The sequence below is a fragment of the Alkanindiges illinoisensis genome (genome assembly GCF_004377485.1).
GTDB lineage: Bacteria > Pseudomonadota > Gammaproteobacteria > Pseudomonadales > Moraxellaceae > Alkanindiges > Alkanindiges illinoisensis_A.
On the sequence record NZ_SNTY01000027.1, the window covers coordinates 1 to 22,393 of the forward strand.

17 protein-coding genes are annotated in these 22,393 nt (G+C 45.5%); 9 read left to right on the plus strand and 8 right to left on the minus strand.

Annotation, left to right across the window (positions count from 1 at the left end):
* Window positions 1–490 precede the first annotated feature (490 nt).
* Window positions 491–2,695: an OsmC domain/YcaO domain-containing protein gene (locus E2B99_RS08170; protein ID WP_134244474.1), complete on the plus strand. Its 2,205-nt coding sequence runs from the start codon at window positions 491–493 to the stop codon at window positions 2,693–2,695.
* A gap of 488 nt (window positions 2,696–3,183) precedes the next feature.
* Here the strand turns inward: E2B99_RS08170 and E2B99_RS08175 are convergent, their stop codons facing one another.
* The 4 genes from E2B99_RS08175 to tusD all read right to left on the minus strand — a co-directional run bounded on the left by E2B99_RS08175 (window position 3,184) and on the right by tusD (window position 4,721).
* The gene (locus E2B99_RS08175) at window positions 3,184–3,516 is read right to left on the minus strand and encodes a TusE/DsrC/DsvC family sulfur relay protein (protein ID WP_134244476.1); all 333 of its coding nucleotides are present in this window, start codon (window positions 3,514–3,516) and stop codon (window positions 3,184–3,186) included.
* A 69-nt stretch (window positions 3,517–3,585) separates the two neighbouring features.
* Window positions 3,586–3,882 (minus strand): hypothetical protein, encoded by a 297-nt coding sequence (locus E2B99_RS08180; RefSeq protein ID WP_134244478.1) that lies wholly within the window; start codon window positions 3,880–3,882, stop codon window positions 3,586–3,588.
* Window positions 3,883–3,927: 45 nt separating this feature from the next.
* The gene (locus E2B99_RS08185) at window positions 3,928–4,287 is read right to left on the minus strand and encodes a DsrE family protein (RefSeq protein WP_134244480.1); all 360 of its coding nucleotides are present in this window, start codon (window positions 4,285–4,287) and stop codon (window positions 3,928–3,930) included.
* A gap of 65 nt (window positions 4,288–4,352) precedes the next feature.
* Window positions 4,353–4,721 carry a sulfurtransferase complex subunit TusD gene (gene tusD, locus E2B99_RS08190; RefSeq protein WP_134244506.1) on the minus strand — a complete coding sequence of 123 codons (369 nt, stop codon included), beginning with the start codon at window positions 4,719–4,721 and terminating at the stop codon, window positions 4,353–4,355.
* A gap of 75 nt (window positions 4,722–4,796) precedes the next feature.
* Here tusD and galE point away from each other — a divergent pair, with 75 nt between their 5' ends.
* The 5 genes from galE (at window position 4,797) to E2B99_RS08215 (ending at window position 10,030) form a co-directional block, all read left to right on the plus strand.
* Complete coding sequence (gene galE, locus E2B99_RS08195) at window positions 4,797–5,804, plus strand: UDP-glucose 4-epimerase GalE (protein ID WP_134244482.1); 1,008 nt, start codon at window positions 4,797–4,799, stop codon at window positions 5,802–5,804.
* A gap of 231 nt (window positions 5,805–6,035) precedes the next feature.
* The gene (fumC, locus tag E2B99_RS08200) at window positions 6,036–7,427 is read left to right on the plus strand and encodes a class II fumarate hydratase (protein ID WP_134244484.1); all 1,392 of its coding nucleotides are present in this window, start codon (window positions 6,036–6,038) and stop codon (window positions 7,425–7,427) included.
* A 252-nt stretch (window positions 7,428–7,679) separates the two neighbouring features.
* Window positions 7,680–7,994, plus strand: coding sequence for a hypothetical protein (locus E2B99_RS08205; RefSeq protein ID WP_134244486.1), 315 nt, complete (start codon window positions 7,680–7,682; stop codon window positions 7,992–7,994).
* Window positions 7,995–7,997: 3 nt separating this feature from the next.
* A complete protein-coding gene (locus E2B99_RS08210) occupies window positions 7,998–9,629 on the plus strand; it encodes a PepSY-associated TM helix domain-containing protein (RefSeq protein ID WP_134244488.1) in 1,632 nt (543 codons plus the stop codon).
* Complete coding sequence (locus E2B99_RS08215) at window positions 9,626–10,030, plus strand: DUF3325 family protein (protein WP_134244490.1); 405 nt, start codon at window positions 9,626–9,628, stop codon at window positions 10,028–10,030. The genes E2B99_RS08210 and E2B99_RS08215 overlap by 4 nt, the downstream gene beginning before the upstream one ends.
* Here E2B99_RS08215 and E2B99_RS08220 read toward each other — a convergent pair.
* Window positions 9,970–10,698 (minus strand): TetR/AcrR family transcriptional regulator, encoded by a 729-nt coding sequence (locus E2B99_RS08220; protein ID WP_134244492.1) that lies wholly within the window; start codon window positions 10,696–10,698, stop codon window positions 9,970–9,972. The two genes, E2B99_RS08215 and E2B99_RS08220, sit on opposite strands and share 61 nt — an antisense overlap.
* Window positions 10,699–10,910: 212 nt before the next feature.
* Here E2B99_RS08220 and E2B99_RS08225 point away from each other — a divergent pair, with 212 nt between their 5' ends.
* Window positions 10,911–11,789, plus strand: coding sequence for an SDR family NAD(P)-dependent oxidoreductase (locus tag E2B99_RS08225; protein ID WP_134244494.1), 879 nt, complete (start codon window positions 10,911–10,913; stop codon window positions 11,787–11,789).
* A gap of 181 nt (window positions 11,790–11,970) precedes the next feature.
* Here E2B99_RS08225 and coq7 read toward each other — a convergent pair whose 3' ends face one another.
* Window positions 11,971–12,606, minus strand: coding sequence for a 2-polyprenyl-3-methyl-6-methoxy-1,4-benzoquinone monooxygenase (coq7, locus tag E2B99_RS08230; protein ID WP_134244496.1), 636 nt, complete (start codon window positions 12,604–12,606; stop codon window positions 11,971–11,973).
* Between the two features lie 39 nt (window positions 12,607–12,645).
* Entirely contained in the window at window positions 12,646–13,971 is a 1,326-nt protein-coding gene (locus tag E2B99_RS08235) for an MFS transporter (RefSeq protein WP_134244498.1), read from the minus strand.
* A 189-nt stretch (window positions 13,972–14,160) separates the two neighbouring features.
* Between E2B99_RS08235 and E2B99_RS08240 the strand changes: the two genes are divergently transcribed.
* Both E2B99_RS08240 and E2B99_RS08245 read left to right on the plus strand, forming a co-directional pair.
* Window positions 14,161–16,872, plus strand: a complete 2,712-nt coding sequence (locus E2B99_RS08240) for an autotransporter assembly complex protein TamA (protein WP_166739009.1) — start codon at window positions 14,161–14,163, stop codon at window positions 16,870–16,872.
* A gap of 18 nt (window positions 16,873–16,890) precedes the next feature.
* The gene (locus tag E2B99_RS08245) at window positions 16,891–21,495 is read left to right on the plus strand and encodes a translocation/assembly module TamB domain-containing protein (protein ID WP_134244502.1); all 4,605 of its coding nucleotides are present in this window, start codon (window positions 16,891–16,893) and stop codon (window positions 21,493–21,495) included.
* 348 nt (window positions 21,496–21,843) lie between these two features.
* Here E2B99_RS08245 and E2B99_RS08250 read toward each other — a convergent pair.
* On the minus strand, window positions 21,844–22,393 hold a 550-nt coding region (locus E2B99_RS08250), incomplete at its 5' end, for an IS30 family transposase (protein ID WP_134244504.1).

Here is a 22,393-nt window from a genome sequence, read left to right on the forward strand (position 1 = left end):
GATGATTTGATTGGTAGTATACAACATCAGAAAGTTACCTTTGTTTGATTAAGATTCGACACCTTTATCTAAACGGGTAACTTTCTCTTTTTCAAGATCTTTGTCCGATCAGATCGGAACTAATACACATAATCCGTTGGTTCCCAGTTCAAGTCTGTCTGGGCCCACCATAATTATCAATAACTTAAGCTCCTGATTGCCTATCTTATAAATTTATTAGTTTGCTATGTAATCACTATGTCGGCCTAATCTTAAAACCACTTTTTAACCTATTTTTATCTTCAAATTTTGCGAAAATCCTCTAACAGCCAGAAAGTTTCTGTAAAATAGCTTCCTGAAAAATGCTTAATCAGTTTGGATGTTTCTTTAACCAGATTCTGGATTAATCCTAAGCCTTTTTATGAGACTTCATTGTTTCAAATCTACGTTATATCCCAATATTAACAATCTTAAGTATCCGTGGTGATGCCTAAGAGTTTTAGGTGCCAGCATGGAAATCAAAGTCAATTATATCGATAACCTTCGTCAGGAAGCCAAGTTTGATGACTTTACGGTAATTGCCGATCAGCCCATCCGCTACAAGGGTGATGGCTCAGCGCCTGGGCCTTTTGACTATTTTCTGGCATCTTCTGCGCTTTGTGCTGCCTACTTTGTCAAGGTTTACTGCGCAGCCCGCAATATTCCAACTGACAATATCCGCTTATCACAAAATAATATTGTTGACCCTGAAAATCGCTATAAACAGATTTTTAAAATTCAGATTGAACTGCCAGCCGATATCTCTGACAAAGACCGGCAGGGCATTTTGCGCTCTATTGACCGCTGCACTGTCAAGAAGGTGATTCAGGCTGGGCCGGAATTTATCATTGAAGAAGTCGAAAGCATTGATGCTGATGCGCAAGCGTTATTAATGCCAAGTTTAACCTCGGCAAGCAGCACTTATATTGCTGGCAAAGACCTGCCACTGGAACAAACCATTGCCAATATGTCGGCTATTTTAGCCAATCTGGGCGTGAAGATTGAAATTGCATCGTGGCGTAATATTGTGCCCAATGTGTGGTCGCTACACATCCGTGATGCCCAGTCGCCCATGTGTTTTACCAACGGGAAGGGCGCAACCAAGGAAAGTGCATTGGCATCAGCCTTGGGCGAATTTATTGAGCGTTTAAACTGCAACTTTTTCTATAACGACCAGTTCTGGGGTGAAGATATCGCCAATGCAGATTTTGTGCATTATCCCGATGAAAAATGGTTTAAGCCGGGCAAAAAGGATGCGTTGCCTGCCGAGATTTTAGATGACTACTGTCTGGAAATTTATAATCCGGATGGCGAGCTGCGTGGCTCGCATTTGTATGATACCAATTCTGGCAATACCAAACGCGGGATATGCTCATTGCCGTTTGTGCGCCAGTCGGATGGGAAAACAGTTTATTTTCCATCCAATTTAATTGAAAACCTGTACTTAAGTAATGGCATGAGTGCAGGCAATACATTGGCTGAAGCGCAAGTGCAGTGCTTGTCAGAAATTTTTGAACGTGCGATAAAGCGTGAAATTCTGGAAGGCGAAATGACGCTACCTGATGTACCGCAACACGTACTGGCCAAATATCCCGGTATTGTTGCAGGCATTCAGGGGCTGGAAGAACAGGGCTTTCCTGTACTGGTCAAAGATGCCTCCCTGGGTGGCAAGTTTCCAGTAATGTGTGTGACCTTGATGAATCCGCGTACTGGTGGCGTGTTTGCGTCATTTGGCGCGCATCCCAGCTTTGAAGTGGCGCTGGAACGTAGTCTGACTGAGCTGTTGCAGGGGCGTAGTTTTGAGGGGCTAAATGACTTGCCTCAGCCAACCTTTAGCACGCATGCCGTTACTGAACCCAATAATTTTGTTGAGCATTTTATTGATTCCAGCGGTGTGGTGTCGTGGCGCTTCTTTAGTGCAAAAGCTGACTTTGAGTTTGTTGAATGGGACTTTACCAATGGGGGGAAGCACTGCAACAGCGATGAAGCAGCGGCACTGTTTGGCATCCTTAAAGACATGGGCAAAGAAGTTTATATGGCTGTGTATGAGCATTTGGGTGCAAGTGCTTGCCGTATTCTGGTGCCGGATTATTCAGAGATTTATCTGGTCGAAGACCTGATCTGGGATAATACCAATAAGGCCCTGCTGTTTCGCGAAGATATCCTGAACCTGCATATTCTGGACAAAAAAGCGCTGAAAAAACTGCTGAAGCGCCTGGAAGATAGTGATCTAGACGATTACACCGAAATCAGCACGCTGATTGGGATTGAGTTTGATGACAACACAGTCTGGGGGCAGCTCACCATTCTGGAACTAAAGCTACTGATTTGTCTGGCGTTGCAAAAGTTTGAGGATGCAAAGGAGTTGGTAGAAACTTTCCTGCAATATAACGACAACACGGTTGAGCGTGGCTTGTTTTATCAGGCGCTGAATGTAGTACTGGAAGTACTATTAGACGATGATCTGGAGCTTGAGGATTATGAAGTTAATTTTCGTCGTATGTTTGGCAATGAGCGAATGAATGCTGTGCTGGGTTCTATTGATGGTAGTGTGCGCTTTTACGGCTTAACACCCACCAGCATGAAGCTTGAAGGACTTGACCGGCACCAGCGCTTAATTGACAGTTATAAAAAACTGCATGCGGCACGTCGCAAAATGGCAGCTTCATCAAATTGATTAAATCCAGACGTGGCTTGGGATAATCCTGATAGATTTTACCTAAGCCACGCTTTGGAAAGTTTTATTCACTAAGTTGAAATAAGATAAAAAATGCATTACACGAAAATGCATTAATTCACATGCCAAAATATTTGTTCACCTAAAGTTTATTGAATCACTATCAAATTTTTAGCAATGATGAGTGAATGATAAAACCAAGGGAAGCAGCCAATGGAAGTGGTATCCATCTGTGAGAACTGCAAAAACCCGATGCTTAAATCAATGGAACCATGCCGATTTTGTGGCTTTAAGCGCAAAGATTATGGCAGCGCCTTTGTGGTCTTTATTGTGATTTTAATGGTTTTGGTGCTGGTATTAACCATTTTTGGCATGCGGAGTTTCAAGCACCCCGATGACAACCAAGCTGCTAATCAACAAACTGCCAGCTCACCAACAAAAAAATAATGCTATTTCTTTTAATCATCCAATTTAATTTTTAATAATGATTACAGGCAATTGGCAGGCTTGGGTAATCCGGCCAGTCTGGCTAAAGTCCGTGCAACCAACCCGGTTTGAAAATCCTGCATAAGCTGGGCATTACTAATCTGATCACCCAGTTCCTTGATTAAAAACTTGATGAGTGGCCGGGTGGCTGGCGCATAACCAAACTGCTGGTAAAATTTTTGTACGGCAAACAGGATGGTTATATGAGCGGGGGTGAGGGTTAAACCTTCTTTTTGTGCCATGATTTGCGCAATTTCCGGCGTCCAGTCCAGATAATTTTGCAAATGGCCATCGTGATCCAGCAGGAGTTCATGTTCAGAAGTGATGTGATTCATGCGCGATAGTCATTGCTATAAAGTAATAAATAGAAAAAGCAGGGCATTCATAGCTTAACCTGTATTGATTTATTTCCAGGTGATATGCCGCTTATGTAGCAATACCAGTTGTGCCCATTCATCGTAGCTCAGGATTTTACATCTTATATGCTCAGGAGGAAAACCTAAAACATTCAGATCAGCCTGTAACACATAAACCTCATTAAAGCCTGTCAAGCGCTGGTCAAAAATACCCTGTGCTGCTGGGCCAAGCAATATCAAGGCGTCATCCGGTTGCCATAAAGCACTGATTTGCTCAATACAGTTTGCCCATAAGCTCGGTGCATGGCAAATTTGATGCAGTGTGGTTGAAGTCGCTATACTCATACGATTCTCTGTAATAAAGCTTTCTTGATAACCGAACAAAAGATTTTACCAGTACAGCACCTGATCAAACTGTGCGAGCAAATCAGAACTTAAATTGACCAGTTCATATTCAATTGATGGGGCTAAATGCTGAAGCTGTTCTTGCTGTTTTTGACATATCCAAACTGGGAGTAAGTCATAAAATTCAAAACTTTCTACCATGCCATATGCTGGTTTAAATGGAATTGGGTTTATGTGGTCAACAGTTGTAGGGTGAGGTGCCTGAAGCAGGGAAATGGCTTCATTGATCAGGCAAACCTTAACATTTAGGCCAAATGTGGCCAGTACCATAGTGGCTGATAAGGCCTCCAGCAAGGTTTGGCCAGAAGCTGCACCCTGACTAAAAATCACTAAAACGGATTTCACACGACTTACCCCAGTTTAAGATCAGTTTGAATTGCTGCGTTCTGAATTGTTGCGCTTTGGAACTGCTAGAATTGAAGGGTACGTTCGGCAGTCATCATTGCATCAGCCAATTCTCCCAAGCCTGCCAGGCGAAATCCCGAGAGCAGGTTGGCGGTGCTGAGCTGGTGGCGCTCGGCATTGTCTGAATCAGTAATACCACGGTTTAAGGCAGCACTAACGCATACAGGTAAATCAATACCCAGACTTTGCCATTGTTGCCCCAGATTGGGTTCATCCTGTGGTCGCCAGTTTAAGGCATTTGCAATTGTTACGGCATCCTGATAAAAGAAAACCTGAACAGTATGTTGGGCTTGAATCAAAGACTGAGCAAGTCTAAACGCATGCCATGCGACAGGATGAGTACCTGGCTGTGTTAACAAAAGTAGTGTCATGATGGTCATGATTCCAACATAAAAATTCATCTATCATAATGCTGCTAAGCATTTTAGAATATAAATTGAGGTAATTTCATGATTTTAGTGACAGGAGGCTTGGGATATATCGGGTCACATATGGCTGCGATACTACTGGCAAACGGTCATGACGTCATCTTGGTTGATAATTTATGCAACAGTAAAATGGAAGTACTGGAGCGCCTTGAATACATGGCAGGGCGATATGTTACTTTCATCCGTCTTGATGTCAGAAATACCCCGGCTTTACAGCGTACTATTGAACAATATGCAGTAACAGCCATTGTGCATACTGCGTCCAACAAATCCATACCAGATTCTATCAATCAGCCGCTGGATTTTTATAATAACAATGTAACCTGTACCACCAGTATTTTGCGTGCCATGCAGCGTACTTCCGTTAAAACCCTGCTGCTTTGTTCATCACTGGCTGTTTATGGCGCTGATCAAGCTGAACCGGTGACCGAAGATACTGTATTTAATCCTGCCAGTCCGTATGCCAAAAGTTTGCAAATGTCTGAACAGATTGTTCGGGACGTAGCACAGGCTGATACTGACTGGCGGATTGCCATTATGCGCTATGGCAATGTAGCGGGTGCCTATCCGACGGGTGTACTGGGAGAATGGCCGGGCAGCCTGCCATCCAATCTGATGCCCTATCTGGTGCAACTGGCGCGGCAAGAACGTGAAACACTGGAAATCTATGGTGATCAGTACACCACGATAGATGGCACAGGCGTGCGCGATTATATTCACGTTCTGGATGTTGCTGAAGCCAATATGCATGCCCTAAGCTGGTTATTTAATCAGGTTCAAGCGCTGGAAGCTTTTAATATTTGTACCGGTAAAGGCACTTCGGTTAAAGAAGTTGCTGAAATCTTTGCAGACGTAACCCAGCAACCCGTACCACAGCAGGTTGTCGGTGCACGTGCTGGCGATGTGGGTAGTCTAGTGGGTAATCCTGAGAAAGCACAAAAAATCCTCAACTGGCAAGCCAAGCGCAGTGTAGAAGAAATGGCCACTGATTTATGGCGTTTTTACCAGTTTGTTCGGCCACTCAACTAGCTAGTTATGCTTTTTTAATTCTTATAATTAACTCAACTTAACAAACTTGCATCAAAGCCTGTTTTGATGCAAAAACAAATTATTATTATTCTGGCATACCATCTAAAACCATAGCAGATAACAACAAATTTTATTATGCTGCCTTGGCCAGCTCATTTTGCCCCACCAGGCCTAGCCAGCTTATTTTGTCCTGTTAAAACTGTATTTTCTAAAGATGAAGTGGAGCTATGCATGGAAACACGTATTGAACATGACACAATGGGCGAAATTGAAGTCCCGGCTAATGTCTATTGGGGCGCGCAAACTCAGCGCAGTTTGCAGAATTTTAAAATTGGGCAGGAGCGCATGCCACGTCCCATGATTAAAGCCATGGGCACGGTTAAAAAAGCGGCAGCAATGGTGAATGCTGAGCTTGGCCAGATTTCAAAAGAAATTTCACAGCTTATTGTTCCAGCGGCAGAGCAGGTAATTGCAGGCAAATGGGATGAGCAATTTCCCTTAGTGGTCTGGCAAACTGGTTCCGGCACGCAAAGCAATATGAACTGCAATGAAGTCATTGCCAATATTGCCAATTTAAGTGTAGGGCAGGCATTGGGCGCGCAATATCCAGTGCATCCCAATGATCATGTCAATCGTGCGCAATCCACCAATGATTCTTTTCCCACGGCCATTCATGTGGCAGCCGCGGTTGAAATCAATGAATTGCTGATTCCAGCCGTAAAACAGTTGCGTGATACGCTCGAGCAGAAATCCCGTGACTTTGAGAGTATTGTTAAAATTGGCCGTACCCATTTGCAGGATGCAACCCCTTTAACCTTGGGGCAGGAATTTAGTGGCTATGTGTGTCAGCTGGATCATGGCTTAAAGCGTCTGAATCAGGCCTTGCAGGGATTATATGAATTGCCGCTGGGGGGTACGGCAGTGGGCACGGGCTTAAATGCCCATCCGGATTATGCAGCAAAAAGTGCGGATAAAATTGCCGAATTAACCGGCTTGCCGTTTGTGACTGCCCCCAACAAATTTGAAGCCTTGGCCGCGCGTGATGCTGCGGTATTTGCGTCGGGTGCGCTTAAGACGCTGGCAGTGAGCCTGAACAAGATTGCCAATGATATTCGCTGGCTGTCCAGTGGCCCGCGTTGTGGTATTGGAGAAATCCGCATTCCCGAAAATGAGCCGGGTTCCAGTATTATGCCGGGCAAGGTGAATCCCACACAGTCTGAAGCCATGACCATGGTGGTGGCTCAGGTTCTGGGTAATGACACCACTATTAATGTGGCGGGAGCCTCGGGCAATTTTGAACTCAACGTATTTATGCCAGTCATTGCCTTTAACCTGCTGCAATCCATTCGCTTGCTGGGCGATGTCTGTAACAGTTTTAATGATAACTGTGCCTATGGCATTGAACCCAATCTGGAAAAAATTGAACATTACCTGCATAACTCGCTGATGCTGGTAACCGCGCTAAACCCGGTGATTGGCTATGAAAATGCGGCCAAGGTTGCCAAAACAGCCTATAAGGAAGGCAAAACCTTAAAGCAGGTCGCGGTTGATTTGGGCTTGGTTACGGCTGAGCAATTTGATCAGGTGGTAAGGCCAGAACATATGGTAGCCCCTAAAGCTTAATATCAAGAACTAACATTTCAAAAAAGACTTTTCCGGAAGTCTTTTTTTTATGTGAGCAGATTTGCTAAAGCTTTAAGATAATGATTGAAAATAATAATGAATATCATTTACTATATTACCACTGATTTTCTACGACCAAGTTAGCAAAGGTTTGTTGGTCAAGCTATTAATAAAGCAGGGTGTTATAGAAAATAATCGGGGTAAAAGCAGGGGCATAGATACCCATGAGATATAAGCAATGAGACATCAGCAATGATGACAAATAAGATACGCTGGCTTGGTGACAATGCCCGCTACCGGTTTCAGATATTGTTACGTGTACTGGCCGGATTCATTGGCGGTTATATATTAACTGGCTATATCACTGCGGTGACAGCCGTCCTGTTACCCATGACCCGTGCCGATGCGGTGATGCTATCCAGCATGCTGAGCTATCTGTGGTTTGCAGGAATTCTTATCTGGGTTTTTGCCATTAAATCCTTGTTTAACTTATACCTGATTCTGGCCATGTCAATTGGTGCGATGGCAACCCTGTATTTTGCGCTACAGTCTGGCATAGCGGGATAAAATATGAAAAATGGTTTTCGTCAGTCAATGGCATGGTTGCATACCTGGACGGGTCTGGTATTGGGCTGGGTAATGTTTGCCATTTTTGCGACCGGAACGTCGGCTTACTTTAAAGAAGAAATCAGCCAGTGGATGACACCTGAGCTTCAGTTGCAGCCAGTGTCTAACCAGCAGGCAGCTCTGGTGGCATTAAACAGCATGCAGAAGCTGGCACCTGATGCTAAAAGCTGGTACATCACCTTGCCAGATCAGCGCCAGCAAACCATTAATGCATACTGGAGCAGTGACAAAGGCTATGATAATGCCAACCTAAATCCGCAAACCGGGGAGAAAATTGCTGCGCGTGATACCCGGGGCGGTGAATTTTTTTACCGTTTTCATTTTGAGCTGTTTGGTTTTCCAGTGCTGATTGGCCGAATTATTGTCGGCATTGCAGCCATGCTCATGTTCATGGCACTCATTACGGGCGTGATCACTCATAAAAAAATTATTATCGACTTTTTTACTTTTCGCCCGCGCAAGGGCCAGCGTTCCTGGCTGGATTTTCATAATGTAAGCTCGGTCATGTCGCTGCCGTTTTTTATCATGATTACCTATACTGGACTGGTGATTTTTTTCTACATTTATATGCCATGGGGCATGGCGGCCAAATACGGCAATGAGCGTAACCAGTTTTTTGATGAAATGAATCGCAGTGCATTGATGCCAGAAGCAACCGGTAAACCGGGATCAATGCTGGCATTTGACCAGATGCTGAAACAAGCATATCATGCTCTTCAAGGACAGAAAATTGCACGTATTGAAATGAGCGCGCCCAACGATCAAAGTGCAACAGTGAGCTTTGTGCCTGCGGTAGAAAGTTCATTGAATATCCGTGTTCCCGGTATTCAAATGAATGCCATCAATGGCACGTTGTTGTCATCCGGTCAGTCACAAAGTGCCATGGCAGTGGCTGCGGGTACAGTATATGGATTGCACATGGCGCATGTGGCGGACTGGCCGATGCGCTGGCTGCTGTTTAGCTCTGGAATTCTGGGCTGCTGTATGATTGGCTCGGGCATGGTGCTGTGGACAGTCAAGCGTCGCATGCAACAGCAAAAACCCGGCAAATTTCATGTTGGGCATTATCTGGTTGAACGGTTTAATGTGGTAGCCATTGTCGGTTTACCAACTGCCATGGCCAGTTATTTTATGGCGAATCGCCTGATTGATACCCAGCTGGAAAATCGTGCTGATCTGGAAATCCGGGTTTTCTTTATGATGTGGCTAGGTCTGCTGATTCATGCCTTGTTACGTCCGTGGGCTAAGGCATGGAAAGAACAATTATTTATTGCCGGACTGTTTTTTGCCGCAATACCAGTGATTAATCTGATGGTAACGCCGCAAGCCAGTTTGCTGACCACGGTCATCAATCAGCAATGGTCATTGGCCGGGTTTGATTTAATCATGCTGGTGTTTGCTGCTTTGTTCTGGATAATGCTGGGCTATCTGATTAAAAATCAGCATCAGGTGCTAGCCAGAATGCAACAAAAAATTGAGCGGCGTGCAGAATCCCGCCAGCAGGTTGCTGCCTTAAAGGTGGCACAGCAACCACTCACGCCACCGCAACTGATAAAAGAAGAGAGCGGGATATGATGATTGCTTCTCTGGCATTTGCTTATAGCGGTTTTGCCCTACTGTGTGCTACGACGCGTCGGCATTCTGTCAACAGCCATTTTATGAAACGCCTCTTTCACAAAAGTCATATTCAACAAAGTCACACTGTCAAAAACAGCCAGACGGTATTTGCAGCATGGCCAGTCAATCCCGCTCTGTTACTGCTGCGATTGGCTGGATTAATCCTGATCAGCCTGGCACTGGTGTATTGCATGTCCACATGGGGCATCACGGTTGGTATTGCAGCAGGTTGGCTAGTACTAGCAATGGCAGCCTATCTGGTGGTACTAACAGCCACGTATTTGCCCAAAAAATTGACTCAAGGTGCGCTAATCGGTTTATTCATTGCAGTGGTTGCTACGGGAATTACGTTGTCCTGAAATGCTGATGAAATTAACTGGCGCGCCGTACCCGTCAGAATTTTCAGGCAGTTATTTACCATCTGTTCAATACTGTAAGGATAGCCTTGCAGCATCCAGCCCGTTGCTGCGGTAATAATTGAGCCAACCAGTGCTGTGCCCACGATCTCTTCATCCTGTGGTTCAATACGGATGTCAGGTTCAATGGCACGGATAATTTGTGTCACCAATACTGAAAATTCACGGGTATTTTCAATGTATTTCTGATCCACCGTTGGGCTCATGCCCAATACTTCTATCAGGGTAATACGAGCAAATACCGGATTTCGTACTTCGGTAAAATAAAGGCTCAACGCCAGACGTGCCAAATCAGTTTGTTTAGCAAGGTTTTGATCCTTACTTTGCTCGGCACCGTTCTGTGGTCGTGTATGTAATTTGATCAAGGCCAGCAGCCGGGTTTTAAAATCCAGAGTCAGGTGATCCAGCACTGCCAGAAAAAGAGTTTCTGTGCTGCAAAACGACTCATAGAAATAGCGTTCGGTTAGGCCTGCTTCACTGCACAAGGCACGCAAGGTGGCGCTACGGTAGCCGTTTATGCCAATAATTTTTATACCAGCTTCAATAAAACGCATTTTTCTTTCAGCTTTACGGGTAGTTAGATCAATACCCGCATAAATCCGTTTTTCCAATTTTATTTTACCTTCTGTCAGAATTACGTTTGACAGCACCCGATGTCAGATGTAAAGTGGCGCCCATTCAAATTATGTAAACTAGTTCATATTAATTTGTAGGAAACTGATTTATTTCCTAATTAATAGTGGATTCTACTTCATTATTCACAAAGTTTTTGAATAAAACCAAAAATTACTTCAAAAACTTTAAATTATTGTCCTGGGTAACAATGATGAAAAAAATAGCACTGATTACGGGCGCAAATTCTGGCATTGGGTTGGCCACCGCCCTTGATCTGGTTCGTACGGGGGTTACTGTATGTCTGGCTTGCCGCAATATGTCAAAAGCCGAGGCAGCACGTCAGCAGATTTTGCAGGCTGTACCCACGGCAACCGTAGAGCTATATCAACTGGATCTGGCTTCGTTTGAGTCTATTCATCAGATGGTTGCGGCTTTTAAACAGAACCATAAGTGTCTGGATGTTCTGATTAATAATGCAGGCATTGCGCCTCTCAATCAGCAATTTACCCAGAACGGTTTTGAATTGCAGTTTGGGGTGAACTATCTGGGCGCATTTCTGCTTACCCATCTGTTGCTACCATTGCTGGAAGCAGCTGTACCAGTCAGTGGTGAAGCACGCATTATTCATGTGGCTTCCATCGCCCATATGCTGGGTCAGCTTAATGAAGCCTCATTTTGCGGTAAAACGCCTTATAGCCCTGCCAGTGCATATGCCCAGTCCAAGCTATGCAATCTGATGTTTAATTTTGCACTGGCGCGTCGCTTGCCTAAAGGGGTAACTACCCAAGCGTTCCATCCGGGCGGTGTGGATTCTGAAATCTGGCGCGATTTGCCACGGCTGGTGTATTTGTTATTGCGCCTGTTTTTGATTAGCCCCGAACGTGCGGGCATTATGGCTGTCGATTTAGCCGTAGGTTCTGCCCACAAGGGTGAAACCGGGGGATACTATTCGGTGCAATGGCCGCGTCCGATTAGCCGCATTGCACGTGATATTCAAAAGCAGGACTGGCTTTACGATAAAAGCTGCGAGCTGTCTGGCATTGATGGCATAAAAGCAGCGATGTATCAGGAAATGGTATTGTCGTGATCCTGCGCTGACTATGATGCTGCTGGTAAACCTGTTTTTTAAATTTAGAGTTGATTTTAGTATTGGTGATGTTTAATCACACCAACGCTCATATACCTTCATTAGGTCCATAGGCGTTGGTTTTATAATAAAATGGTTGGCAAAATTTTTAATTAAACGAATCTAAACCAGAACAACCTAGCTAAAAGAAATAGCTGGTCTTGGTCATGGTTTTGGAAATCAGCGACATTGCACCTTGCACGGGTTTAGGCAACTCACGGCCACCCGCAGCCAGCGCGGTTTCCCGGTGATGCAATTCATCTTCATTCATTTGCTCCAAAATGGCCCGGCTGCGGTCATCATTTTCTGGAAGCTGACTTAAATGCGACGCGAGATGGGCGCTTACCTGTTTTTCAGTTTCTGCTACAAAACCCAGACTATATTCATCTCCAGCAAGGCCAGCCAGTGCGCCCATGCTATAAGACAGCCCATACCACAATGGATTGAGCAAACTGGGATAACTGTCCAGTTCACGCAAACGCTGTTCACACCAGGCCAGATGATCCTGTTCCTCGCGTGCGGCCTGCTGCATTTCCTGTTTAACCCGGGGCAGGCGGGCAGTAAGTGCCTGTCCCTGATACAACGCCTGCGCGCACACTTCACCACTATGGTTGACCCGCATCAGGCCAGCCACATGCCGAGCCTGATTGACCGTTAAGGTACTTTGGGCTTGTTGTCCAGGCGCCGGGCGCTCAGCCACTGTGGAACCGGGTACCAGACTGCGCAGAGCCTGATCAAAAGAATCAATCAGATGGTCAGAAAAACGATAGTGGCGCATGGGCTTTCTCTTTTTAAAAACAGGATAGTGCAGGTAAAATCAGGCAGATGGCTTTATGGTATTGCCAGAAGAATCCGTAGGCAACCGGCGTAATTTATTTAAAACAAAATAGCATACCAGTGCATTCAATAGTGCTGTAAACAAAAACAGGCTGGCCAGAGATAAATGCAGCAGGCTTAACACCACAATGGAAATCACAGCTGAAACCACCATAAACAGGGCATTTAAAATATTATTGGCGGCAATAATGCGCGCACGGTGGGTTTCTGGCGACTGTTCCTGCATGTAGGCATATAAAGGCACAATATAAAAACCACCACTCAGGCCCAGCATCACAATGTCAAACATCACCCGCCAATAGGCAAATTCTGCAAAAAGCTGGGTAATCCCTAACAGTTCTCCACTTACCGCAGGCAGACTACCCAGGGCAAAAAACAGGTCGGTTGCAAACAGGGTAAGACCCGCAGCACCAATTGGCACCAGCTTAAGGCTTACATTGGCACCAGACAGGCGGCGGCACAGCAATGAGCCAATGCCCACCCCAATTGAAAACAGGGTTAACAGCAGTGATACCACAGTTTCGCCGCCATGCAGGTTTTGCTGGGTGAGTTGTGGAATCTGGGTCAGGTAGGTTGCCCCATAAAACCAGAACCATGAAATTCCAATAATGGCATAAAACACTGGTGGCACACGCCAGCTATATTTAAGCGTTTCAATACTGGTGGCCAGAAAATTCCAATTCACTTTAAGGTCTGGTGCATTCAGGGGTTGCGCCAGAATAAAGCGTGCCGAGAGAAAGCCTGCAATGGCAATGGTCAGTACCGTCAGGCTTACCCAGAGCAGGTTGCCATCCGAATTAGCCATGACCACGCCGCCAATAATCATACCCAGCAGGATGGCCAGTGAGGTGCCCGTCTGGAATAGCGCATTACCACTCATCAGCTCATTGGGCTTTAAAATCTGCGGCAAAATGGCATATTTGATAGGGCCAAAAAAGGTAGAGTGCGTACCCATTAAAAATAGCGCCAGCATTAATAGCCATAATTGATGGGTTAAAAACCCAATGGTAGCCAACAGCATAATGATAATTTCAGACAGCTTTAGCCAGCGCGTCAGCCAGGCTTTTTCATAACGGTCAGCTAACTGGCCCGCGGTGGCTGAGAACAGGAAATAAGGCAGGATAAACAATAGCGCTGCCATATTATTCAGTGTACTCACATTGGCACTGCTGGTACTAACGATCTGGTAGGTAAAAACCAGCAACAGGCTTTGCTTGAATACATTATCATTAAGTGCCCCGAAAAACTGGGTCAAAAACATGGGCAGGAAGCGGCGGGTGGTAATTAACCCAAATTGACTGGCCATAAAAAGGATTATTCTCCTGAAATTATTGTGTCAGCATTATTCATCATTGATGTGACTAAAAAAGTTACTGTTGAGTTTGCATGTAAACAACATATCTGTAAGCTCGACTAGTGGCAAGTTGCTTTGTGTCTGTTTATTATTGAAGCTATAGATTTGTAACTGAACCAGTTTTTTATGTTTGAGAGCGGCATGCAGCAATCCCCAAACACACCATTAAAAACATTAGTCAAAGCCCTTCGTCAGGCCCTTTATCCAGCAGGATGTGGTGGAAACGGGTTGCGTCGTTACTGGCACATCAGTGCAGGGCTAGTGTTGCTGGGATCTTCTGCATGGGCTGGTGCGGAACCAGGCATACCGGCAGTTCCGGTGACAGGCAGTGATGCCCCGGTAACGACACTATTGCCTGCCAGTAATGATCTGCCATTAACTGATAACGTGGAACTGGCGCCAGTTGATATTACCTCCCTCATGCAGGAAGCGCAGCAGGCCAAACAGGCAGCTGCCAGTGATGCTGGCCGGATTACTGCTCCCAGTACCAGCGCCAATGTTCCTGAAGAGGTCATTCAAAGCACCAATAATGAACTCATCGTTTCCAGTATTACTAATGGCTTAGGCGGTGATAATGCGCCTGCACAGCCTGTACAGGACGTTGATCCAATCAATGAAATGGCTAGTGCTGAAGCAGAGCTGGAGCAAGCGCGTGAAGCAACCCAGATTTCTGCAGATAATGCTGACTTGACCCAGGGTAAAAAACCTGATCAGGTGATTACCGAGAATGCGGCAGCAATTGAAAATCCTGAAAAAGGTGCAGAAGAAGCCCGTGAACAAAAAAAGCCAAATATTTTCAAACGAATCTGGTACCGCTTCTGGCCACCCAAAGGGGATCTGGGTGAATCCTTACCCACCATTACCGCGAGAGTAGAAGGTGCACCACGGATTCTGGCCAACAATATTGAAGCCAAACTGGAGCAATATACGGTTGAGGCATTTAGCGACTTTAGGGCTTCCTTGCCTCAATTGCGTAGTATGGCTCGGGAAGCCTCAGAGGCAGTGGGTTATTACAAGGCTGAATTTCGCTTTGAGCAGGTGAATTCAGAAACAGTCAGGGTGCTGGTTACGCCCAACGAACCGGTTATGGTACAAAGCCAGGACATCCGGTTTGAAGGTGAAGCCAATGAAGACCGCACTTTTCAGGAAATCCGGGAAAAGCCCGATCTGAAAGTTGGCGACCAAATGAATGATGAGCTGTATGAAAAAACCAAAGGCCGTATTGCAACCGCCGGCACTGAAAAAGGTTATTTTGATGGTTACTGGGTCATGCATGACGTTAAGGTCACCCTGCCGGAAAATACCGCTGACATTAACCTGGACTATAACAGTGGGGAACGTTATAAGCTGGGCGCCGTTGAGTTTAAAAATGCTAATCCTGATGAGCCTATTCCGCTAAAGGAAGAAGTGCTGCGAAAACTGGTTCCTTTTGATGAAAATGATGACTATGGTTCGTGGAAGGTCAATAACTTGTCACGTAATCTGTCGGATACGCGTTACTTTAATAATGTGCAGGTCGATGTTGTTATTCCAGACCCAATCATTAAACCCATCGAACTACCGGCTGATGCTGATGTCAACCAGTTAACCACGCTGCAACGCCAGTCACTGGCTATTAACAATGAAAGTGGTGAGCAGCAGCAAGCAGAAACGGCAAATACTCCTGCGGTGGATGAAACACAATTTGCAGGGGTTGCTGAAGGTGATACCCCGTTGCAGCGCAGTACTGAAGCCCAGCAAAAACTCTCTGAAGCTGAGCAAAAGGAAGTAGAGCGCAAGCAGGCACAGGCAAAAGTTCGTGAAACCAAAGTTATTCCGGTAGTAGTAACAGTTAATGCAGACAAGCCCAACAGTGCCGAAGTGGGTGTCGGGTATGGCACCGATACCGAATTTCGTTTAAGAAGCCAGTATCGTAAAGCACTGGTCAATTTGCGCGGGCATAGTCTGGAATCCAACCTGGAGCTGTCCAAGATCCGTCAGGCCATTGATGTGCGTTATAACCTGCCTTATAAGCATCCGCTGGAAGATACGATCAGTATTTTTGGCGGTTATGAGAAAGAAGAGCGCAAGGATGCTGGCCGGGATTTGGGGCTGGTAATCAATACCGCCACTGTCGGGGTGGAGCGCGCCATCAAGCCCAAGAATGGTGACTGGCAACATACTATCTCAGCACGTTACCGGCTGGATCAGCTTGAGCGCAATAAGGACAATATCAATCAGGCTGATCTGCCACCACCCTTTAACCTGCAAAGCTCACGTTTTGAACAGGAAGCCTTGCTGTTTGGTTATGGCTTAAGCAAAACCTATACCGTAGGCCGGTTAGATCCAACGCGGGCGTTCCGGCAGTTTTATCAGGTTGAAGTGGGCAGTAAAAAGTTGCTTACCGACGCAGACATGGCCATATTGCGCGGTGGCTGGCGCTTTATTTATTCATTTGGCGAAAATGATAACCATCAGTTTGTGGGGCGTGCCGATGCCTCAACCATTGTGACTGATAATTTTGAAGACGTGCCCTATAACCTGCGATTCTTTGCAGGCGGTGACCAGAGTATTCGTGGTTATGACTATAAAAGCTTGTCTACCGAGAAAAATGGTTATCTGATTGGCGGACAAAATCTTGCAGTCGGGTCGCTGGAATATAATTATCAGTTTATTCCAAAATGGCGTGGGGCAGTATTTGTTGATGCTGGTAATGCTTTTGACAAGGATTTTAACGATCCTGTCAAAGTGGGTGCAGGTATTGGGGTGCGCTGGTCTTCACCAGTGGGGCCAATCCGGGTGGATGTGGGTGCGGGCGTATCGGAAAAAGAAATTCCTATTCGTCTTCATTTCTTTATTGGCCCGCAGTTGTAAGTTTGGAATTTTAAACGAATGTCTAATAAACCTGTTCATGATGATAACAACCCATCCGTACCAGCAGAAAATAGTACTGGCAATGGAAATCATCAGCCGCCCAGAAAGCTGCCTAGAAAACACCGCCGCTTAAGATGGATTTTACTGATTCTTGTTGCTGGCTTGCTGGCGCTGGTTGCTACTGTGGCTTATATGACCACTACCGAAGAAGGCAGCAAGAAATTACTGGCCCTGTTAACCAGTCGTCAGTCAATGGTCACCTATACCTTTAAAAGTGGCAACCTGCAAAAAGGGGTTATCCTCACTAATATTAAGGTCACCACCAAGTCAGTTGATGTACTTGCTGAACAGGCAATTGTTAAAATTGGATGGCGTGCTCTGGTAAGCCGTGAGCTGCATTTCCGTTATGCCTCAATTGATGAATTAAAAATCGTCAAAAAGACCCCACCTTCAGATAAGCCATTTGACTTTAAGCAACTTAAATTGCCGGTGACTTTGCGCTTTGACGAAGGCTTTGTGCATGGCTTGTCCATTCAAACCAAACCTAACAGCACGTTCCGCTTTAATGAAGTAGTGCTGCATGATGCTGTCTGGTCAGGTACCAAGCTGGAAATGAAAAATTCCAGTCTGAAATTACCTTATCTGATGGCACAGGAAATCACTGGTAAAATTGAATTTCACGATAAATATCCCTTGCATGTGAATGGGCAGTTGGTAATTCCAGGTTTGAAAAACCTGAATGTACAACGCATCTTTGTAGCAGGCCGCGGCGATGTTGATAACTTGCGGGTTGGAGTAGCTATTCCTGCCGATAAGCCGGGTTTTATGAAGGGACAGGTCTTGCTGCATCCGGTGCGTAAGGATGTGCCTTACGCTGGGCAACTCGACTGGCGTAACTTTAAGTGGCCTTTTGCACTACAGCAAAACCTGTTTTCAAAGTCCGGTGGTGCCCTGATTGATGGTACAACGTCAGGCCTAACCATTAATTTGCAAACTGATCTTTCAGGTAAATCTATTCCAACCGGTGATTATCAGGCGCAATTGGCCACCAACTTCAAGAGTCTGGATATTCGCGCGCTAAATGGTCGCCTGATGGATGGTACGCTTCAGACTCAGGGAATGGTAAGTTGGCAGAACCATGTGCATTGGGATATTACCGGACGCGCCAATGGCCTGAACTCACAGGACAAGACTGTCCCTGAAGCCATTCGCGGTTATCTCCCGCCTGTAATCAACGGCAACTTGTATTCCAAAGGCGAGCTGTCGGCTATTCCGCATTTATATGCTGCAGTGCGACTGGATAGCCGCGAAACATGGCTGGCCGGGATTGCGCGTAAAGGCTCGCTGGGTAACAGTACTCAGCCATTGTGGATTGATGCACACTGGAAGAATATTAACCGTAAAATGGCAACAGTCGGTTATTTAAACAGTCCCACCGGACATGCGGTATTAAGCCTGCCGCAAAACCGCTTAAATGCTAATGTGAATGTTAGTGTGGGTGAAAGCAAAGAAGGTATATTGCCTGCTGGCCAGTATCATGCCCTAGTTCACAAGAAAAATAACCTCTTGGATATTCCAGAGATTAAATATCAGGGAAGCGCAGGTAATTTGCTAGGTAATGCCAATGTAAAACTGCCACAAGGCAAGCAGGGTTTGCAATGGCAGGCCAAAGCAACAACCCAGAACTTTGACCCAAGCCAACTGGTTGCTGCTGTACCGTTCAAGCGATTAAATGGCACTATTAATGCCAGTGGTTATAGCAGTAACAATAACAACAAGCAGGTTATTGTACTTAAAAACACCCGGTTGTCTGGTTATATCCCGGCATCTGGTGGGCAGGCTGGCCGTACTGTAGAGCTCACAGGCAACGCGACAGCAGCTTTACTCATGTATGATTCCAGTCATCAGAAAAAAGCTCCAAAACAAACTGGCTTAAAAAGTTTCGCAATACAGTTTAATGGCGACTTAAAAACACCTGATGTACCTAATGGTGATCTAATCATCAAGGTATCGGGTACGCCAAAACTCATTAATATTGATGAATTCAGGCACGATGGAGCTGCGGGCAAGATCAATTTGAATGGTCAGGTAGACTTGTCTCAAGGCCCGGCGTGGCGCTTAAAAGGTGTATTAGACCGCTTTAATCCAGGCTTTTTTGCCAGTGGTTATGCAGGCTGGGTTAGTGGTAATTTCGATACGACTGGACGCTGGCAGACCAACCGCAAGGAAATTCAGCTCACCAATCTGAATCTGGATGGTGTAATTAAAAATCAGCCCGTAATTGGCCGTGGTTCACTGTTTGTCAGTTTGAGTGCAGACCAGAAAAATGGCCTGTTACCCAGCCGGTTTGAGGCTCAAAACCTGATTTTATCCTTTGCTGGCAATCAGGTATTTGCCAATGGTAACTCTAACCGCTTGGCGCTGGATGTTAATGCACCGGCACTCAACCAGCTTTATCCTGGTATTACCGGCAGGATTATTGGACGCATTAGTCTGACTGGCGATGAACGGCAACCTGATGCCCTGATTAATCTCAAGGTTGACCGGTTTTCCTTTAAAAACCAGATCACCATTCAGCAAGCCAGCCTGATCGGACGTATCCCGCAACTCGGCCGTCAGCCAGGTCAGCTTCAACTGGATATACAGAATCTTAAGCGTGGAACCCAGACTTTAAAGCAAGGCCGTGTATTGCTGGTTGGTACCAAAGCTGCCCATGTATTACAAATTGCTGGCAATGGCGTAAATCCTGCCACCCGCTTTAGTGTACAGTTGGCTGGTGGCTTAAATGCCAATAATGATTGGCTGGGACAAGTGCAAAAAGGGCTTTTATCTACCCGTCAGCTAACCCTTAATCAGGATAAACCGGCAGCCCTGATTTATCGCTCCCAAGGTGGTGCTGTGTATCTGGATCAGCATTGCTGGGCAGGTGCAGGAAGCAAGTTATGCCTGACCGAACCTTTGCAAGCCAGTAGTGCCAAAGGGCTGGTTGCCGTTCAGTTGCAAAATCTGGATATTGGCAGTTTTCAGGCTTTCATGCCCCAAGGTGTAGCATGGAACGGCAAGATGTTTGGTCATGCCAAGGTGACCTGGCTTGGCAATAATGCCCCAACCTTAAATGCCCAGATTTATACCGATAATGGTGAAATCGGCTTGGCACCAGAGGACCCACAGGATGATCCCTTAACCTTGCCTTACCAGCGTCTAAGCCTGATTGCAGTCACACAGCCAGATGGGATCAAACTGCGCTTTGATGCCAAAACGCCGGGAATTGGTAAGGGCTATATTGATGCCACCATTAATCCCAGCGTAACTCCGAAAACAGTTAACGGTGCGCTGGTGCTGGAAAATGTTCAGGTCAATATCTTTAAGCCATTTTTTCCCGGCATGCGGGTCTTAAACGGTGTGGCTTCACTGGCAGGTGGTGTTTCCGGGCCGCTCACTGCGCCGGATTTTTATGGCGAATTCCGTCTGCGTGATGGTCAGGTTGCCATGAATAACCTGCCGATCAACTTAAACCGTATTAACTTAAGCTCCAGTGTTCGCGGAACCGAAGCAACACTGGATGGCAGCTTCTATAGTGGTGATGGACTAGGAAAACTGACTGGTGATGCAAACTGGCAAGGTGTTCCCTATGTGAACCTGAGCTTAAGGGGAGAACGTTTGCTGATCCGGCAGGCGCCCTTGCTAACCGCACGGGTAACCCCTTCCATTGATGCCAGAATCTTACCCACCGAACGCCAGATTAGCGTTAATGGTAATGTAGATATTCCAAGTGCTGTTATTTCCTTACCGGAAAATAATGCTGATGTCATTGCCAAATCAGGAGATGTACGTATCGTACGCAGCGATCAAGTGGATGAGCGTGTGATGAAAGCAGCCCGGCCATGGGGTATTTATGCTGATATTGACCTTGCACTGGGGGATGATGTGTATTTCCGTGGGTTTGGAACCAGTATTCCACTGGGTGGAAAACTGAACCTTACCCAGCGCGGCTTGGATGCTGCCATGCGCGGGAATGGCGCAATTGGTGTACGCCAGAATGTAACCATTGAGGCATTTGGCCAGCGCTTGCAGCTTAACCGTGGTATAGCACGCTTCAATGGCATTATCACCCAGCCAACACTGGACATTGATGCTACCAAAGAAGTAAGTAACCGTACCATTGGCGTGCGTGTGACTGGCCGGGCAAGTAATCCCAACATTGCCGTTTACAACGACGCTGGCCTGTCAGAACAAGAGGCTTTAAATGCGTTGCTCACAGGTAGAATCAGCTCAGCCAACCCGACCGTCAATAATACGGCAGGATTTAAGAGTGAAGTGAACAATACCATTGCAGCGGCAGGGATCAGCATGGGCCTTGGTGGTACACGTAAAATTACAAACCGTATTGGCAGAACCTTTGGCCTGGATTCACTTACACTGGATGCTGAAGGAGTAGGTGATGATACACAAGTAAGTCTGACAGGTTATATTACCCCGGACCTTTACTTGCGCTATGGCGTAGGGGTATTTACACCGGTTAATCGCTTAACCTTACGCTATCAGTTAAATCGGCGCCTTTACATTGAAGCCAGTTCTGCTTTAGACAGGGCAGTTGATATGTTTTATAACTGGCGTTTTTGACGAACTGCTAAATTAGAAAAAGCCTGATGATTTAAAGTCAGGCTTTTTTATGGCTAAATATTATAAAAATAGTTATTTAAAAAATAACTCATTAATTGATGGGTTAAATAACTCGGCAGTCATTTCATCTAAAAAATATTGCATTTAAACTAAAACAAGGCTAAAAAATAGCAATAATTATTTTTAATGTTTGGGGAGAGCAATGGATAGAGGGAAAAAATGTACTTACTGCAATAGCCTTATTACAAGCAATGATAAATTATGCAGTTTTTGTGGCTATCAGCAAGGTGGATATAATCAAGGGTTTAGGATGTTTGCCATTGTTGTAGCAATCATCATTAGGCGAATTCAAACATGAGGTGCGACAGTTTGAAAAGTCTTATGATAATCAACAAGCTGAGCAAATTTCTCTAATGGTGTAAGCCAATCTAACGCTTTTCTAGGACGAGTATTCAGTGACATGGCAACTTGATTTAAATAATGCTGATCTGCCTGATTTAAATCAATCCCTTTAGGTAAATATTGCCTAATTAAACCATTCATATTTTCGCATGTGCCTTTTTGCCAGGGTGAATGTGGGTCACAGAAATATACATCTATGCCTAAATCTTCTTCAAGTATTTTATGTTCTGCCATCTCGCGTCCACGGTCATAGGTCAACGTTTTACGCAGTTCTGCAGGTAAATATTTCAGAGCTTCAGTTAAAGCCTTGCGCACTGATTCTGCCTTTGCATCAGGTAATGTTGCCAAGATACAGAGCCGTGTATTTCGTTCAATAAGTGTTGCTATCGAACTTTTATTGTCTTTACCTTTAATTAAATCAGCTTCCCAATGACCCGGTATTTTTCTTTCTTGAACTTCGGCTGGGCGCTCATGAATAGTTTTAATATCCTGTAAT